The organism is Alteromonas sp. ABD4_190, assembly GCF_056160105.1.
In genome coordinates this window covers 1139783-1158389 of sequence record NZ_JBSWWN010000001.1, presented here as the reverse complement: position 1 = coordinate 1158389, position 18607 = coordinate 1139783, and the positions used below count along the sequence as shown (strand labels likewise).

Genomic DNA, 18607 nt, shown 5'->3' with positions numbered 1-18607 from the left:
AAACAAGGCGTACCAAATGAAAAAGCTAAGCTTTATGGGCGAATGCATGGTTGAACTGCGCTCAAATCAAAGCTCTGATACTTCGTTACATCAATCGTTCGCAGGTGATGTATACAATTCTGCCGTTTATTTAAAGCGATGCTTTTCTGATGTGGAGGTTGGGTTTGTCACTGCTGTGGGTAACGATACGTTTAGTCTTCGCATGAAGAAAAATTTTGAGAAAGAAGGGCTAGATACTTCTCTTGTTTTTTCAAATGAAAATCGCTCTGCCGGTTTGTATTTAATTGATACCGATGACTCGGGCGAACGCAGCTTTACCTATTGGCGCTCACAATCAGCTGCTAAAACCGTCATGTCATTTATTAATCACGAAACACTTAACGCCTTGTCTGGCAACGACATGTTTATGTTCTCTGGCATTTCCATTGCCATTATCCCAAGTGACGAACGCCCATCGTTCTTCCGCTTTGTTGGGGCATTAAAAGAGTCTGGCGTAAAAATAGTATTCGACCCTAACTATCGTGCACGACTTTGGGAAACTACTGTTGAAGCAAGCGATTGTTTTAAACAGGCACTTTCAATGAGTGATGTAGCACTCGTTGGCGTTGAAGATATGGTTGAACTTTTCAACATCGAAAATGCAAGTGATGCATTATTACTATGCGAATCATATGGCGTTAAAGAGATTGTTATCAAAAATGGTCCCTCTTCGGTGTTTACCTTGTTCGATGGTAAGCGTTTGGAACATACCATTACTCCTGTTGCTAATGTGGTAGACACCACGTCGGCAGGAGATGCATTCAACGGTGTCTACTTAGGCAGCAGACTGAATGATGTTTCTATTTCCCGTTCAGTTGAATGTGCAGCTAAAGCTGCTGGCACTGTTATTCAGCATCGTGGCGCCATTATTCAAAAAGGGATTGTTGAAACAGCATTAGCAGAAACGAGCTAAATAACGCCTGGGTAATTAAAGCTCATTTCAATTAAGTGCAAGTGGTGGCACTTCTATCACACCGCTTGATATTAACCAAGTAAACGTTTTACAGGTCAAGGCCTACCAATATTAACTAATAGAGAGACCATTTATGACACGCTTTTCTGAACTTATGTCAGGCCAAACCCTGTTGCCGATCATTCAGGCAGACTCCCCAGAACAAGGTGTAAACATCGCCAAGGCAATGTCAAAAGCCGGTTTAAGCCTTGTGGAGGTTGTACTTAGAACTGAGGCCTCACTTGAAGCCCTTAGCGCTATTAAGTCAGAAGTACCTTCGTTAATTGTGGGGGCAGGAACTGTGATAAACGAAGAAATATTATCTGCAGCTATTGAGGTGGGGAGCGACTTTATAGTGACCCCTGCGGTATCTAGCTCGCTACTAAGTGCGTTAGAGGCATGCCAGATACCTGTATTGCCTGGTGTGTCGAATACCGCGGACATTCTTATGACGCTTGAAGCTGGTTTCACTGAACAAAAGCTTTTTCCAGCATCTTTATCAGGTGGTGCCCCTTTTCTAAAAGCAGTGTCATCGGTATTTCGCGATGTTAAGTTTTGCCCTACAGGCGGCGTGAATCAATTAAACAAAATTGATTACCTTTCGCTACCTAATGTATTTGCAGTCGGTGGAACGTGGGTCGCTAAAAAAGAGTGGGTAAGCGAAGAAAACTGGGAAGCAATAACGCAGTCTTGCCAAGAGGCAAACGCATAATTTTTTGCTTAGAAGGGGCGTTTATCCGCCCTTTGTTCTCATTAACTAACCTACTTGTATGACCAAATTGTAGTTTGATACACTTTTTTTTTGATTTTTTGTTTTAATTTTGTGCAATCATCAAAAGGTGATTATAATTAAGTTGTTGATAATAAATGCTAATGTTTTTATTTTTCTTGCTTTAGAGCTTGAATTGAAATATTACCAATTGCGTGTATATTGACGCTATATAAAGTTAAAAATAGCAATTTAGTTCGTTGGGTACTCTGCAAGGGCAGAGAAACAACAATACCGCGAGAGCTAAAGAAAATTGCACAGTGGGTGCGTAAAGCGTACTACGATTAATTGAAAAGGTTTCGAACATGAAAAGTCGTCGAATGTTCTGGCAAATTGCAGAAAAAATTAAGGCGTTGATTGCATCAGGTCTGTATCCACCAGGAACGCGTTTGCCCGCCGAGCGTGAGTTAGCCGAGACTTTCGATGTAAGCCGTCCGACGATCCGAGAGGCTATTATTGCCCTTGAAGTGCTTCAGCATGTTGAAGTGAAGACGGGGTCTGGGGTTTACGTACTCGATAAGCCTAAAGACAAGGAAGACGCTACCACAGAACAAATAAGTGCGTTTGAGCTTACTCAAGCTAGGGCACTAGTTGAAGGTGAAGCGGCTGCTTTAGCTGCATTGTCGATTACTAATGAAGAGCTTGCTGCCCTTGAGAAAACGTTAGAAGCAATGAAAACCGGGGTAAACGCTGAAGAAGCCGACCGTGATTTTCATATTATTATTTCACGTGCAACGCGCAATAAAGCCATACTGTTGGCAGTAAATAAGTTTTGGTCGTTAAGAGATTCTCAGCCTCAAATTATTCAAGCCTACAGCACGGTGTGTAGTCAGTCTGACCAAGATAGACTGGAAGAGCACTATGAAATCTTTGAAAGCTTGAAGGCTAGAAATTCACAGGCAGCGAGAGCTGCTATGCATGCTCACTTTAATCGCTTAATCGACGCGCTGTTCGCAGCGAGCGAGGCGCAGGCGCTAGAAGAAGTAAGAAAGAAAAGCAGTCAAACTCGCGACCTTTACTCTCTAAGCCATTTGCGTACTAACTAAGCCATTAGCGCGCAAAATGAGCCATTAGCGTACAGAATATGCCATAAGCGTACAAAACATGCCATTTGGGAACGGATTTCTCCGTTCCATCTCATATCAGTAGTTGCTAGTTACCATGTTCATTCTCAATTGAATAAAAGCTGGCAACTGCACGTTCTGCTTCATTTGCAGAATTGTTTACGTGATACACACCTACCTTGAAATACAGATATTGATCATCTTCATCATAACCACTATTTCCAATATTTAAAGAACGGGTGACGTCAGACTTTCCTTCTCTCGAAATTGCCACAGTAAGCATGTCATCTTCAACATCAATAACGTAGGTGAAACGCTCATTAAGTGCTATGCCATCAGTGGGGTTGGCTGCATTACTGTCTCGTGAGCCGATCATTTCTACCCATATTTCCTCTTTCTCACCATTTTCTGTTGCCACTGCTCTGCGTTCGTGGGCAAAGTAGATAGCGCCTAAGTTATTATTAGGCAGCTTGCGGTAGTACAGGCGTATCGGCTCGTCATCGTTGGCATGTATTTGACCTATGATTACGCGTCCTATTTGGAAGTTCTCGCCTGTAGTGGTAACTTCGTTTACCGCCATATCAACCTGCAAACGACCATCTACGCCGCCGGCAGCATCCTGATTGGCTTGAGAGGCAGAGGAGAGTACCCAGTTGTTTTTATTAACGCCTTGGGTCTTAGTACTGGTATCGCCCCGTCGCAACATTTCACGCAACTCAACGCGAACATAATTAGTATTTACAGAGGTTTTAAAACCGCGTGTGGGAGAACGCATCACTAAGGCGCCATCATTACCGACATAAAAATATTCAGAGTTGGTATATCCCTGCTGAAGCTTTGTTTCGCTTATGTTATCTGCTGTACCTGAGTCATCATTGTCTGTTGGAACGCTTAAATACCAGTATTGTAAATCGATACCCGTAGTTGAAGTAAGTGCAGATGAAATTTCACCGTCGCCTTCAGTGCAATTGAATACCTGAACCTCAACTATTGCGTTATCGTTATTAACAGAGTTTCCAAAAGTGGCAATGCGAATATGGCGAGCCGTTATAGAAGCGGGTAATGAATAAAGCTCGAAGCCTGCAAGCTGTGTATTTGAATTGATATTTGAGCCCTGTGTGTCCCAACTTTCACCATCTAGTGAAGTTTCAATAGAAAAGCGATAAGCGCGAGTTTCGCTGTCATACCACTTGATTTGAAGAGCACCTAATTGTTGTTCGCTATCAAATGAAAGCACGAGCGCGGAATTAGTGCCTGTTGATTGCCAACGGGAGGCGTTTGAGGTATCGCCGTCGATAGCTTTAGATGCAATAAACGGCGCATTTTCTTCATTCGCCGATGCGCCTAACCCTGTTAATGGTAACGAGTTACATGCTTCCGTCTCATTTGTTGGGAGAGTGGGAGACGGTGTTGGCGCAGAGCTACCGTCTGGAATAGGCGTTTGCGAGTTTGTGGACGATGAAGAAGAGCCACACCCATTTAGCGAAGTAAGCGTTAGTAAAACAAGCAATAAGCGAAACATATGCATTCCTTACTGGCGTTGAAAAAAAAAGGGCCCATGTTAGGGCCCCAATTACTCACAGTGAAACCCTGATCAATAGCGGAATTGCACGCCAGCGAAGACTCTTTGACCGTACACATTAATTTCTGCAAAGTTGTCTTGAGTTGGGCGATACTGGCGTCTAGGCTCATCAAAGATATTGATAGCCTCTATACTGAACTTCCAATTCTTATTCAGGCGATAAGACACACGAGCCTCAAATACTTCCGTATCGTCGATGAATCGAATAGCGCCAGGCGTATTAACATACTGTTGGAAGTAGTTGCTTCTATACTTGTAGTTAATAGATGCGTTTAAGCCTTCCCATTGATAATAGAGTTGCGTAGAAAGAACATGCTCTGAAAAACCGAACAGGTTAGCTGGTGCAACAATACCCGTACGCGAAATCAAATCACCCGAGCTAGGGTCGATTACGGTTGATTCGCCAAAGTTCTCATCTTGAAATTCAAAATTCGAATCTGCGTAGTTGTAGCTAAGCTTTATACCAAAACCACTTAACCAGCTATCTAGGTATGAAAACGAGTGTGTGGCGGTAATTTCAGCACCATAGATAGTGCTGGTATCGTCGCTAGTTTGAGGCGCAGTAACGATGGTTTCTAACTCTTCACCGTCAACTTCAAAAATTTCCGTTTGAGATGTATTTGAGAAGCCACCTTCAAAGCTTTTGTAATACAAACCAAGAGCAAGAATAGTATCTTCATTTGGATACCACTCAATAGCGGTGTCTACATTCCAAGATAGGAAAGGTTCAAGTACCGGATTGCCTACTGCCACTGCGCGCGCCAGTGCATCTGATATCTCGCCGGTGTCACTGTCTTCGTCTAGGCCTAAGAAGTTTCGGCCGAAACCTAAATCTGATGGATCTGGGCGTGACAGGCCGCGATAAATAGCGCCGCGAAACATAACGTCATCCGAGAGGTCGACGATTAAATTGAAGCTTGGAAGTAACTCGGTGTAATCACCGCCGCCTTCTACTTGAATGAGTTCGTCCGTAATGGGGGCAATGCCTGTAATTAGGCCATTTTCATCGCGTGTAGCCTGTAAGGGCCCTCGATATGACAGAGACGATACTTCTGTTCTTACGATGCGAAGACCAAAGTTGCCACGTACACCATAATCATTAATGAAAGTGTCATAGTCTGCCTGTAGATAGGCCGCGATGGTTTTCTCTTCAACGTCAACAGCTGCAATATCTTGTCTATCTGAATCATCAACTGTTGGGAAGGCGTTAGCTATCGTTAGCACCTCACCCGCATCGTTAGTCACTGTGCCAAGTAATGTCTCTGCTAAACAGATTGGATCGAACGTAGCGAAAGAGTTACCTGTTCCTGCGCTTATAACATTACCTTCGCTATCAACGTTAGTAAAAAGCGGTGCGCCTCCGGTCTCATCGTCAAAAAAGCCTGACTCAGGAAATGCGTTGTTTCGACAAGCATCATTAGCCATAGCTGCCGCCTCATCACTGAACGTTACCTCTGTTCGGTTGTTAGTACCACCGCCACCAGGTACGCTGTCGTATTCTAACTTAGATAGCCTAACACCACCTTTTACACCAATGATAAATTCAGAGTCTGGTATGTAGTCGAAGTCAGCGCGTACCGCTGAAATCTTGTTATTTCTGAATTGGTTTAGATCTAGGCGTGTTCTTGCTTCATCAGCAAAAGCACCGTGGTAGTTTACGTCGAAGTCTTGAAGTGTCCATGTAGGTACAAGAGAACCGTTGGCAAATATCTGTGCTGCAGTTCTTACTTCACCGTTACCATCGGCTCCCAGTACATCATTACCGTAGATGTCTACGTCTTCCGACTGAAGCCTGGTTTGAATAATATTTTCGCGTCGTTCAGTTTCAGAGGTAGATAGGTCAAGAGATAGGCTTAGTCTATCGTTTACCGTATAGTCGAAACGTAAGCCTCCTCCAGTGTACTCTTCAAGGCGTTCTGCAAATTGGCTGTTTGTTTCAATATTTTGTGTAGCTGTGAATTGCCTAAGTGCGCCGTTAGAGGTAGCCACAAGGTCAAAGGGCAGTCTTTCTGACGCCGGCGTGGTATAGCCATCAATGTGGTTGACTTCGGCAAATACGAGGTCGTTTCTTACTTCACTAAAGGTTCTATCTGAAAGCTGTACGTCGGCATTTATCTCTAGCTTGTTATTAGGGCGCCACTGAATAGCACCGAAGAATGATTCTCTATCGTCGTCAGTAACGTTTTGTCTAAACGAGTTTTGCGAACGAGAAAAGATAAACGGCTCCGAAGCATCAGGCGCTGCGCCGGTACTATCAGTAATTAAATTTAGCGCGCCGCCGTTGTCTTCACAGTCTGTGCGGCTGCTGTTAATTCCGTCACCAAATGCTGGTGAAACTCTGCATGCATTCCAACTCGTTCCTGTTCGAGCTTCCTGTTCGGGGTTTGTCGTTACGTTCTTTTGATAGCCTACAGATATACCTATGTCGCCGAATCGATCAGTTTCAAATTGGTCCACAAAGCTACTGGTGATACGCTGGCCAAAGTCGCGAATAGGGTCTTCTAAATCTGTATTGTCTGGATTCCAATTACCTTTGTATTCAAGCTGAAAGCGACGTTTACCGAAATCTAATGGTTTGATGGTATCTAAATGTATTTGACCTGAAACACCGCCTTCAATTAGCTCAGCAGACTGTGTTTTATAAATTGCAACTTTACTAAAAAGCTCTGATGGAAACTGAGAGAAGTTTACAGAGCGGTCACCACTCCCGTTCGCTGCTTCACGACCGTTCATTACCGTACTGCCTAGATAAGGGCCAAGGCCTCGAATTGAAATCTCCGTTGCACCGCCTTGCTCTCTGTGAGAAGACGCGCCAGTAAGGGTTTCTAATGCCTCACCAATAGACAAAGCTGGCAGGTCGCCAATGTCGTCAGCAGAGATACCATCAACAATTTCAGTCGATTCACGCTTTATCGAGATTGAGCTTTGAATAGTGCCTCGGATACCTTTAACTTCGATAATTTCTGTCGTTTCTTCATCTGAAGTGTTTGCCTCTTGCGCTGAAATTGGGTTGCTAATAAGCAGACCTGCAGAGCATGCAGCATAAACCAAAGCTGGGCTAAAATATTTGGTGCGAATGGCGTGTACGAACGGATTTGGTCTTCTCTGATTTATCATCGTGTCTTCCATAATGCTGTATCTTTTGTTTTGTAGGGCTTTCAGCAATTTAATTGGTTATCAAGTCTAACCAAAAAGCATGTTTGTTGTTACCAATTTGCTGCATGGTGTAAAGCCAATGCTAAGGGTTTGTTTACGTATTGGCAACAAATTTACAATAAAATAATTAAAATTGTCATTATTTAGCATATCTATGAAACGGTTAGTCAAAAAATACAGACTGTATTTTTATCTACTGGAAACTTATTAACCGTCTATAAATCAGTGGTTTAAAGATTATGTGGTTAGTAAGGATTAGTTCTTAATGTCAAAAAAATGTTATCAGTTTGTATTTGTGGTGGTAATGGTGGTTTCTTTGTGGTTACATACCAATAACTATTTTGGTTGTATTTATTGGTAAGGCTGATTTTATCCATTGGTAAGTTGTCGGCGGTAGGGTTTATCAGCATCAAAGAAAAATAAGCAGCGAGAGCAATAATGAAAAAAGTAAGTATTTTAACACTTAGCGCCTTAAGCCTAGGGCTTGCAGGGTGCGGTGGTGATGGTGGCGCTACGAACCAGCCTGGTGCCTTATCTCTATCAGGAACAGCCAAGGAAGGAGAGACGTTAACTGCATCAGTCAGTGATCCTGACGGTATTGATCAAGACACAGTGGTGTTTACGTGGTTTGCAGACGGTACACCAATAGCAGATGCAACCGATGCTTCTTACACGCTTACGGTAAATGAAGCCGGTACGCGTATTCGTGTAGCGGTTACGTACGTCGACCAGGGCAACACGCGTGAAGGTTTTACTACTGAAGAAACCGAGGTGGTAGAAGCGTTGCCTGTTAACTTTGAGGGTGTTATTACCATTTCAGGCTCTACAACAGTGGGGCAAACATTAACGGCAGACATAACAGACGATAATGGTTTGTCTGGCACCGCAACTTACAGCTGGGCTTCAGACGGTGCCGTTATCGAAGGAGCTGTATCTAATTCGCTTGAGCTTGTTGAGGCTTACGAAGGAACTGTGATTACGGCTATGGCTTCATATGTTGACGATAGTGGGTTTGACGAATCAATTACCTCTGAGCCCACGGAAGCTATTGCACCAGTGCCAGCTAATAATGAAACGGGCTCGCTTGATGACCCAATTACTGGTGAGTTAACAGTAGGTGCCACGCTTACTGCACCTACCCCTGTTGATGCCAATGGCGTTTCAGGTGAAATTAGTTACCAGTGGCAATCGCGTAACGTTGGCGAAGATTTATCTGCAGCGGTGAATATCGATGGTGCAACAGAAGCAACATTAGTCGTAACAGACGCTGACTTAGGCAAAGTGCTTTCAGTTAACGTATCTTACACCGATGATGCGAACTACGAAGAAAGCCTGTCGAAAAGTGCAGACGACCAGATATTCACGTTTTATGTGCAAGGTGAAGTTTCGCTTACTGCAGCGCTAGCTAACGCACAAGAAGGCGACTCGATTGGTATCGCGGATGTATTAAATACGAGTGATACTGCAGATGATTATGAAGATATGGCTGAGCTTTCTATCGCACAAAATAATCTTCTTATTAAACGTGTAGCTGAGACTAACGCGATTATTTCAGGCACTACATGTATTGCATTCAGTTCGTCAGTTAGCGGTGTCGTAATAGATGGTCTTGTGTTTGAAGAGTTAGTGATTCCGGTTGCGGGTAGCTGCGGTGAAGGCCGTGGTTCGATTGACCTTAACGGCTCTGGCAATACTATTAAAAATTCAAGTTTTCTAAGCGACTCAGGCGCTACGAGACCTAATTTGGGTTCAAGTGACGAGTCTCATTACATTACGGTTAGCGGCACAGACAATGTTATTGAACGTAACTTATTTACTGGTAAAAGCGTAAATGAAGCTGAAGAAGGTTCTGCTATTAGCATGTTCCTAGGTGTCGGTGACACGCCTAACTCATTAGGCGATCATCAGCGCAATATTGTTCAATACAATCTGTTCAAAGACTTCCTACCTACCACTATTGACGGTGACGGAGAGTTTGATACTGATTCAGGTAGCCACGCTGTTCAGGTTGGTCGTTCTGGTAGTGGCGATGGTGCTGGTCGAGGCGAACATGTGGTTCAATATAATCGCTTCGATCGCGTACTGATGGATCGCGGCCTTATTATTGTTCAAGGTGGTGGAAATAGTATTCATGCCAACACAATTGTAAATTCTTGGGGTAATGTCGAGTTGCGAAATGGCTACGGTAATACTGTATCGCAAAACATTATCATCTCAAGCGGCGAACCTTATACCGCAACAGTGGATGGTGTAGAAGGTACAAATAATAAAGACGGTGGCATTGCTTTCACGCCTTTAGGCCATGCAATTACTGATAACTTTGTTGCTAATGTAATTACTAATTCGTCAGACCGCGCTGCACTGCATATCGATTCTGATTATATAGATAGTGGTAATTCATCTACGCAAACATTGATTGATGCAGGGCTAGATTTAAATACGGTTATTGCACGTAACACCATATTAAATACGACTAACGCCATTCAATTTGAAGATAGTTCATCTCGCGATGGCTTGGAAAACTGTACTAACCTTGATTACACACTGGACTTCGACAGTAACCTTATTGCTAACCAAAGTGCTGAGAGTAACATCTTCGGAACTACTTCTGGTGCTGGCGCTACAGCTATTAAACAAGATGAATACCCTGCCCATGGTTGTGCACTAGATAATGACTCTGACTATGACAATAACCATATTTATGCTCAAACCGTTGCTGATTTAACACCGATAATGCCTAAGCGCGATAACACATCTTTGGTTGATGGTGTTGATGGCAACATATTGGCTGACAACTCAGAGGACGGTGCAAGCTTAAGTGACCCCACTGCTAATAACTTAGTAGAAGGTACGGGCAGCGATGCAGGTATTGGTGTAGCACTGGACGACCTTATCTTTATTGAAGAGAATATGGTTGGGCCTTATTCAACGTGGGAAGCACCGGCTCAGGGTAACTAAACAAATTAACTAGGCACACTAACTAGGCACATTAACTAGGCAAAGCAACGCTGCAAAGCAGTTTGGTGTATCAGTTAAGCGAGTATTGAAGCTGTAGCCTTTTCGCCAACAAGTATTTTTGTCGGTAAGGCAAACAAAAATGCCCCAATGAATGGGGCATTTTTATGTATTCACAACCGCAATGAATAACAAAAGCTCTCTAATTCTCTTCTGGTGTACTTTCTGTCACTGTGAGTTCAGTAAAGGTTACTCGCGTGTAGTCACCATTTTTTTCATCTTCTTCCCAATTACCCGTACCTAAACAGGCCGGATACCAGAATGCGGGGTCGTCTTTTGTGCTGCATTGGTTATAGGCGCCAGCTTTGAAGTAGTTCCAATCAAGCGTATAACCGTAGGGGTGATCGTATTTATCTACCTGTCCATACGCATCAACGGCATTGGCAAGGTTAATGGAATACTCAACAGTTTCATGATTATCTGACTCAAACCTAAGGTGCATGATATCGCCATGAACGTTCACGGTGTAGCTGAACGTCTCATCAAGCTTAATGCCTTGAGCGCCAGGGTCGGTACTGTCAGTCCACAGATTTCCCCAAACAGGATAGGCAATGTCTTTGCGTTTTGGGTCGCTTTTAGGAAGGTTTCGCTCATAGGTCCAAAATACCGAGCCGGTTTCGTGTTCAGGCCATTTTTTAAAATATATTTTTAGCGGTTCATTGCCCCAGCCAAAGCCTTTTACTTTCTTTTTCCATTTAGTTGCGTGAATTTGGCCTACAACCACAGAATATGCTGGTGGTTTCTCGGGATACTTAGCTCTTAGCGCTACGTGATTCACTTTCAATGTGGCCTGCATTTTTCCACCCACACGGGCAAATCGTCGCGCTATGGGATTACTGGCAACGGTAAAGCTATTTTCTGCTGACTGTGTTTTAACTGACTTATTGTTGCCACGCAGCATGTGGCGCAGTTCGCTTCGCGTATTTGTAGAGTTCTTTGTAGTTAATGCTTTGTTAGGGCTGGTGAACACCAATCCACCTTCGTTATTCAAATAGAAAAACGAAGGATGAGTAAAAGATTGAAGGTCTTCAACAGAAATGTTGTCAGCTTTTCCATCGTTGTTGTCGTCAGTAGGTAACGTTAAATACCACTCACTTAAATCGTACTGTTGTGCAGGCAGCGCGAGGTTGTCCGCCCATACTGGACTTGTAGTAGCTAATGCAGTGGCGAGTACAGTAGAGAATGTACTAGAGATAACAAGCCAGCGCTTTTGGGTTGGCAAAATTGCTTTCATAAACAGGCCTTATTATGTAATTAATGCTGTATACGTAGGGCTGCGGTTGCATAGCATAGGTTAATGTTTCCGCAACTTCATAGTAACAATATTGCCATTGGTTTACCAATGTGTTTAATTTGGTTTTACATTTTTTGGTTATTGGTAAGGTTTGTGGTGGGTTTGCTAATGGGTTTTATGGAGGGGTAACAAAAAAGCCAGGTAGCAATACTAACTGGCTTTTAAAAATAGGATGGTTAACAACAATGTTCTGTTAACTGTCGATAATAAAGACTTTTCAATGAGCCTTTTTTATTGACCTTTAATTTCGCTACGGCCTTTATAGGTAGCTGCATCGCCAAGCGCTTCTTCAATGCGAAGAAGTTGGTTGTACTTAGCAACACGGTCAGAACGACATAGTGAACCCGTCTTAATTTGGCCCGCCGCTGTACCTACTGCTAGGTCAGCAATGGTCGCATCTTCAGTTTCGCCAGAACGGTGAGAGATAACTGCTGTAAAGCCAGCGTCTTTCGCCATCTTAATTGCGTTAAGGGTTTCAGTTAATGAACCAATTTGGTTGAACTTGATAAGGATTGAGTTACCAATACCGTTATCGATACCGCGCTTAAGAATCTTAGTGTTAGTAACAAATAAGTCGTCGCCAACTAGCTGTACTTTGTCACCAATCTTCTTAGTTAGGCTTGCCCAGCCGTCCCAGTCGCTTTCGTCTAGGCCGTCTTCAATTGATACAATTGGGTACTGTGAAGAAAGGTCTGCAAGATAGTCGCCAAACGCTTCTGAATCGAAGCTCTTGTCTTCACCAGAAAGTACGTATTTACCTTCTTTGTAGAATTCAGACGCTGCACAGTCTAGTGCTAGCGTAATGTCTTCATTCATCTTGTAGCCGGCATTTTCAACGGCTTCAACGATAACTGCTAGGGCTTCAGCGTTTGAGCTGAGGTTAGGTGCAAAACCACCTTCGTCGCCAACTGCTGTGTTAAGGCCTTTAGCAGAAAGTACTTTCTTAAGTGCGTGGAAGATTTCAGCACCCATGCGTAGTGCTTCTTTGAAGCTCTTCGCGCCAACTGGCTGTACCATGAACTCTTGAATGTCTACGTTGTTGTCAGCGTGCTCACCACCGTTGATGATGTTCATCATAGGTACAGGCATTGAGTATTGACCAGATGTGCCGTTAAGGTCTGCAATGTGCTCGTAAAGCGCTACGCCTTTTTCCGCCGCTGCCGCTTTAGCTACAGCAAGAGAAACAGCAAGGATCGCGTTTGCGCCAAGGGTCTCTTTGTTTTCTGTGCCATCAAGGTCAATCATGATGCCGTCGATATCAGCTTGTGCTAGTGCATCTTTGCCGATAAGTGCTGGCGCGATGGTATCGTTAACTGCTGCAACTGCCTTTGTTACACCTTTACCTAGGTAACGAGACTTGTCGCCGTCGCGTAGTTCTAGTGCTTCGCGGCTACCAGTAGAGGCACCAGATGGTGCTGCAGCTCGGCCCATTACGCCCGATTCTAAATATACGTCTGCTTCTACAGTAGGGTTACCGCGTGAATCTAAGATTTCGCGTCCGATAATGCGACTAATTTTCGCCATGTTTTTTCCTCAACAATTGAATGGGGTGCAACGGGAGAGAGCACCCCTTTTATTAGAAATTAGTGATTTTCTTTCTGGTATTTTCCTGCCGCAGCAACGAAACCAGTAAATAGTGGGTGTCCATCCCGAGGAGTTGATGTGAACTCAGGGTGGAATTGGCCCGCAATGAACCAAGGATGATCAGGGATTTCCACCACTTCTACAAGTCGCTTGTCAGTGGACAAACCACTTACTTTCAAGCCTGCTGCTTCAATTTGGTCACGCAGGTTGTTATTGACCTCGTAACGATGACGGTGACGCTCGTAAATCTCAGCATTGCCATACATCTCGTGAACCTTGGTTCCTTCAATAAGGTGGCAAAGCTGGCTACCTAAGCGCATAGTACCGCCAAGATCTGAATTTTCGGTACGCGTTTCCGTAGTGCCAGCGGCATCTAACCATTCAGTGATTAGGCCTACAACAGGATAAGGCGTGTCTGGATTAAATTCAGTACTGTTCGCGTTTTCCATACCTGCCACATTACGCGCATATTCGATTAGCGCGACTTGCATACCTAAACAAATGCCTAAGTAAGGCACTTTGTTTTCACGAGCGTAGCGGGCAGCTGCGATTTTACCTTCAATACCGCGCTCACCAAAGCCGCCAGGTACCAAGATAGCATCTAACTGTTCTAGAATTTGTGTGCCTTTGCTTTCCACATCTTGTGAGTCGATGTGATGAATATTTACGGTCAGGCGGTTTTTAAGGCCTGCGTGCTTAAGCGCTTCATTAACTGACTTATAGGCGTCAGGTAATTCAACGTACTTGCCAATCATACCGATATTTACTTCAGCTGTAGGGTTAGACTCAGCGTAAAGCACTTGTTCCCACTCAGACAGGTCTGCTTCTTCACACTCAAGACCAAAGCGATCTACAACTAGCTGGTCCATACCTTGCGCTTTAAGTGCAGCAGGAATACGGTAAATGCTGTCTACGTCTTTAAGTGAAATAACCGCTTTATCAGCAACGTTGGTGAACAGCGCGATTTTAGAACGTTCGCTGGCTGGTAATGCACCAACTGAACGGCACACAAGAATATCTGGTTGAATACCAATAGAGCGGAGTTCTTTTACCGAGTGCTGAGTAGGCTTAGTTTTTACTTCGCCTGACGCTGGCATATAAGGCACTAGCGTTAAGTGCATGAACATAGCGCGTTCACGACCCACTTCTGTACCAAGCTGGCGAATTGCTTCCAAGAAAGGTTGTGACTCGATGTCACCTACGGTTCCGCCCACTTCAACGATAGCCACATCGTGACCTTCAGCACCTTCAATTACGCGGCGCTTAATTTCATTGGTGATATGAGGGATAACCTGAATAGTTGCACCAAGGTAATCACCGCGACGCTCGCGCTTAAGTACTTCTTCGTACACGCGACCAGTAGTAAAGTTGTTGCGCTTAGTCATGCGGGTGCGAATAAAACGCTCGTAGTGACCAAGGTCGAGGTCGGTCTCAGCGCCGTCATCGGTAACAAATACTTCACCATGCTGGATAGGGCTCATAGTGCCTGGGTCGACATTGATGTAAGGGTCGAGTTTTAACATGGTTACGGTGAGACCGCGAGCTTCCAGAATTGCGGCCAGCGATGCTGCAGCAATACCTTTACCTAGCGATGAAACTACACCACCGGTGACGAAAATATAATTTGTCATGCGAAACCTAGAACGTTTGGGTTGTATGGTAAATATAGGCTGAGTTTAGAACAAAACCAGCTACACTTTGGACGGGGCGATAGTATACGCAAAATCATGTGGGCAGACAATCAATTTGCCCACATGATGCGCAATTTATACGCGCTAAAGCTTGCTTTAAGATTGGCTCAAGCGCTTAAGTGTGTAGATAAGGTCTAGCGCTTGGCGCGGTGATAGCTCATCGGGGGATAAGTTTTCAAGTGTCTCTACCACGGGGTGCGGTTTATCTGGAAATAGCATTTCCGCTTGGCCTTTGGTATTTGATGTAGCTTTACCTGATGCGCTTGTTTTATTTAGGTCTTTATGAGTACGCTTTGACTCAGTTGATTTACCAGTAGCTTCAGCCTCGTCACTGGTCATAAGATGTGACGACTCTAAAACGGCAAGCTTTTGTTGGGCCGCTTTTATTACCGCTTTAGGTACACCTGCAAGTTGCGCAACCTGTAAACCAAAGCTTTTACTCGCAGCGCCTTCTGATACGGTATGCATGAAGCGTATAGTATCTTCAAACTCCATCGCATCTAAGTGCACGTTCACCACGCCACTTTGCGTATCTGGAAGTTCAGTTAGTTCAAAGTAATGCGTGGCAAAAAGGGTATAAGCATTCAGCTGCTTTGCTAAGTAACTTGCACAGGCCCAAGCCAGTGATAAACCATCATAGGTACTGGTACCGCGTCCTATTTCATCCATTAATACCAACGAGTTTTCTGTGGCATTGTTTAGGATGTTCGCCGTTTCTGTCATCTCAACCATAAAGGTTGAGCGACCTGAGGCTAAATCATCCGATGCCCCAATACGGGTAAAGATGCGGTCAAGCTTTCCTATGTGGGCGTTTTCTGCAGGTACAAAACTGCCAATACAGGCTAACAGGGCAATGAGCGCGGTTTGGCGCATATAGGTTGATTTACCGCCCATGTTCGGACCGGTAATAATCAGCATGCGGCGCTCTTTGTCTAGCTGTAGCGGGTTAGCAATGAAGGGGTCTTTCATTACATTCTCAACAACAGGGTGGCGACCGGAATCATAAGTAAGCGCACATTCTTGACTCAAGTTAGGTCGATACCAATCAAGTGACACGGCACGTTCAGCAAAACAGCACAGTACATCAAGCTTGGCTAGCGCAGAAGCCGTTTCAATTAACTTGTTTAGGTATGGCGCAAAATTGTCGAACAGTGCTTCATAAAGTTGCTTTTCAAGGGCAAGGGCAGCGCCTTGGCTACTTAATACTTTATCTTCGTGCTCTTTAAGTTCTGGCGTTATGTAGCGCTCTGTATTCTTAAGGGTTTGTCTTCGAATATATTCTGCAGGCGCTAAAGCACTGTTTGCACGGCTAATCTCAATAAAGAAACCGTGGACCTTGTTATAGCCCACTTTCAACGTGGAAATGCCGGTGCGCTCGCGCTCTCGTTGCTCCATAGCGTCTAGGTAGTCAGTAGCGCCTTGTGATAGCTTGCGTAGCTCATCAAGCTCTGCGTTGTAGCCCTCGGCAATTACGCCGCCATCCCGTATTACTACTGGCGGGTTATCGATAATGGCATCGTTTAATAAGGCTTGTAGCGCTGGGTAAGTGCCAATGGTTTCGCTGATACTACTGATTTGCCCTGTATCGAACCGAGCTAAGGCATCTTGTAAATCAGGCAATGCATTAAATGCATTTTTTAGGCGAGCAAAGTCACGTGGTCTGGCTGAACGAAGGGCTAAGCGCGCCATAATACGTTCTATATCACCAATGTGTTTTAGCGCTAGTCGAATATCTTCAGGGTCATCATTAATAAACGTTTCAACAGTATCTAAGCGGCTGTGCAATTCATGTTGGTCTGTTAAAGGCGAATGAATAACGCGCTGTAGCATACGACTACCCATGGCCGTGGTGGTGGTATCCATCACGCTAAACAGCGTACTTTCCTGTCCGCCCGACAAATTATGGGTAAGTTCTAGGTTCCTGCGGGTGGCGGCATCAAGCTGAACGCGGCTGTCTTGCTGTTCGGTCTGAATGCGGCGAATGTGAGGCAGAGCAGTGCGCTGGGTATCCTTTACATATTGTAAAACGCAGCCCGCTGCGCCTAATCCTTTAGTAACGCCTTTTATTCCAAAGCCATCTAACGTTTTGGTTTCAAACTGTGCGTTTAATTGCTCTGTGGCGGTATCAATGTCGAATTCCCATTCAGGACGGCGTCTAAGCCCTTTACGATTTTCAACCAGAGCCAAACTTTCAAACCCTTCAGGGTAGAGGAGTTCTGCTGGGTTAATGCGCTGAATTTCAGCAAGTAAGCTTTCATCGCTGTCGCATTCAAATACAACAAAACGACCGCTAGTGACATCTAGGGTTGCCAGACCATAATGCATACTATGACCGCAAACAGCGGCTAGGATATTGTCGCGGCGTTCTTCTAACAGCGCTTCATCGGTCACTGTACCAGGCGTAACAATACGTTGTACTGCACGTTCAACAGGGCCTTTACTGGTGGCCGGATCGCCAACCTGTTCACAAATGGCAACCGACTCGCCCATCTTGACTAAGCGTGAGAGGTAGCTCTCCACTGCATGATAGGGCACACCCGCCATTGGGATAGGCTCGCCGCCAGATTTCCCTCTTGCTGTTAGCGAGATATCCAGTAATTCCGCAGCTTTTTTGGCATCGTCGTAAAACAACTCATAAAAGTCGCCCATGCGATAAAATAGTAGAATATTCGGATGCTGCGCCTTAATAGTCAGGTACTGGCGCATCATAGGAGTATGTGATTCCAAAAAAATTGCCTCTGCGAATTTGTTGCTGGGTTTAATGCTTGTTAAGGAGAATAAATGATAAACTCACGCCCACTAAGATCAAGCGAAGATCTGATAAAGCACAACAGGTGTAACTAGGTATATTCAAATGAGCACAACATTTTCAACTGATTCGACGGTAAACACCACCCCTTTAACGCTTGATAGCGCATTATCTGCGCAGGTTCAGGCACTAGGAGATGCACTTAGAGCAAAAGGTTGGAGTGTATCTAGTGCAGAATCCTGTACAGGTGGGGGAATTGCTTTTGCTTTCACCAGTGTTTCGGGAAGCTCCGACTGGTTTAACCAATCTTGGGTGACCTACTCTAATGAAGCAAAGCAAAGCGTTTTGGGCGTAACAGAACAGACGCTTAAAGAGCATGGTGCAGTGTCGAAGCAAACGGTAGAAGAAATGGCAGAAGGCGTGCGACGTAATAGCGGTGCGCAGCTAGCTGTGACCGTAAGCGGCATTGCTGGTCCTGGCGGAGGCAGCGAAGAAAAACCGGTGGGCACTGTGTGGTTTGGCTTTTTATGTGGTGAGAAAAAAGAACAAGTTAAAAAGGTGTTCAGTGGTGATAGAGACGAAGTGCGAGAGCATGCTATTACCTTTGCCATAATGCACTTAGTTAAAATGTTGAGCAAAATTTAAAAACACTGGTTGAAACTGTATGCTTGTACAGTATAGAATGTGATCATTATTTGGTAACTTCATACAG

General features: G+C 44.5%; 11 protein-coding genes. 5 read left to right on the top strand and 6 right to left on the bottom strand.

The window, feature by feature from the left end; genetic code table 11:
• Positions 1 to 16 precede the first annotated feature (16 nt).
• The 3 genes from ACXAFM_RS05100 (at position 17) to ACXAFM_RS05090 (ending at position 2806) form a co-directional block, all read left to right on the top strand.
• Complete coding sequence (locus ACXAFM_RS05100; protein WP_474833633.1) at positions 17 to 952, top strand: sugar kinase; 936 nt, start codon at positions 17 to 19, stop codon at positions 950 to 952.
• Between the two features lie 133 nt (positions 953 to 1085).
• The gene (gene eda, locus ACXAFM_RS05095) at positions 1086 to 1703 is read left to right on the top strand and encodes a bifunctional 4-hydroxy-2-oxoglutarate aldolase/2-dehydro-3-deoxy-phosphogluconate aldolase (RefSeq protein ID WP_474827491.1); all 618 of its coding nucleotides are present in this window, start codon (positions 1086 to 1088) and stop codon (positions 1701 to 1703) included.
• A 362-nt stretch (positions 1704 to 2065) separates the two neighbouring features.
• Positions 2066 to 2806, top strand: coding sequence for a FadR/GntR family transcriptional regulator (locus tag ACXAFM_RS05090; RefSeq protein WP_377946856.1), 741 nt, complete (start codon positions 2066 to 2068; stop codon positions 2804 to 2806).
• Between the two features lie 106 nt (positions 2807 to 2912).
• Here the strand turns inward: ACXAFM_RS05090 and ACXAFM_RS05085 are convergent, their stop codons facing one another.
• Together ACXAFM_RS05085 and ACXAFM_RS05080 are read right to left on the bottom strand one after the other, a co-directional pair.
• Positions 2913 to 4346 carry a polysaccharide lyase family 7 protein gene (locus ACXAFM_RS05085; RefSeq protein ID WP_474833628.1) on the bottom strand — a complete coding sequence of 478 codons (1434 nt, stop codon included), beginning with the start codon at positions 4344 to 4346 and terminating at the stop codon, positions 2913 to 2915.
• 72 nt (positions 4347 to 4418) lie between these two features.
• Entirely contained in the window at positions 4419 to 7523 is a 3105-nt protein-coding gene (locus ACXAFM_RS05080) for a TonB-dependent receptor (protein ID WP_474833625.1), read from the bottom strand.
• Between the two features lie 477 nt (positions 7524 to 8000).
• On the opposite strand from ACXAFM_RS05080, the gene ACXAFM_RS05075 reads away from it, so the two are divergent.
• Entirely contained in the window at positions 8001 to 10520 is a 2520-nt protein-coding gene (locus ACXAFM_RS05075; protein ID WP_474833621.1) for a poly(beta-D-mannuronate) lyase, read from the top strand.
• Positions 10521 to 10719: 199 nt separating this feature from the next.
• Here ACXAFM_RS05075 and ACXAFM_RS05070 read toward each other — a convergent pair whose 3' ends face one another.
• From ACXAFM_RS05070 to mutS, 4 genes are all read right to left on the bottom strand, one after another.
• Entirely contained in the window at positions 10720 to 11811 is a 1092-nt protein-coding gene (locus ACXAFM_RS05070; protein ID WP_474833618.1) for a polysaccharide lyase family 7 protein, read from the bottom strand.
• A 291-nt stretch (positions 11812 to 12102) separates the two neighbouring features.
• Complete coding sequence (eno, locus tag ACXAFM_RS05065) at positions 12103 to 13395, bottom strand: phosphopyruvate hydratase (protein ID WP_014975823.1); 1293 nt, start codon at positions 13393 to 13395, stop codon at positions 12103 to 12105.
• Between the two features lie 59 nt (positions 13396 to 13454).
• Positions 13455 to 15086 carry a CTP synthase gene (locus tag ACXAFM_RS05060; protein ID WP_474833615.1) on the bottom strand — a complete coding sequence of 544 codons (1632 nt, stop codon included), beginning with the start codon at positions 15084 to 15086 and terminating at the stop codon, positions 13455 to 13457.
• A 156-nt stretch (positions 15087 to 15242) separates the two neighbouring features.
• Positions 15243 to 17855 (bottom strand): DNA mismatch repair protein MutS, encoded by a 2613-nt coding sequence (gene mutS, locus ACXAFM_RS05055; protein WP_474835547.1) that lies wholly within the window; start codon positions 17853 to 17855, stop codon positions 15243 to 15245.
• Between the two features lie 145 nt (positions 17856 to 18000).
• On the opposite strand from mutS, the gene ACXAFM_RS05050 reads away from it, so the two are divergent.
• Positions 18001 to 18540, top strand: a complete 540-nt coding sequence (locus ACXAFM_RS05050) for a CinA family protein (RefSeq protein WP_474833612.1) — start codon at positions 18001 to 18003, stop codon at positions 18538 to 18540.
• The last annotated feature ends 67 nt before the right edge of the window (positions 18541 to 18607 follow it).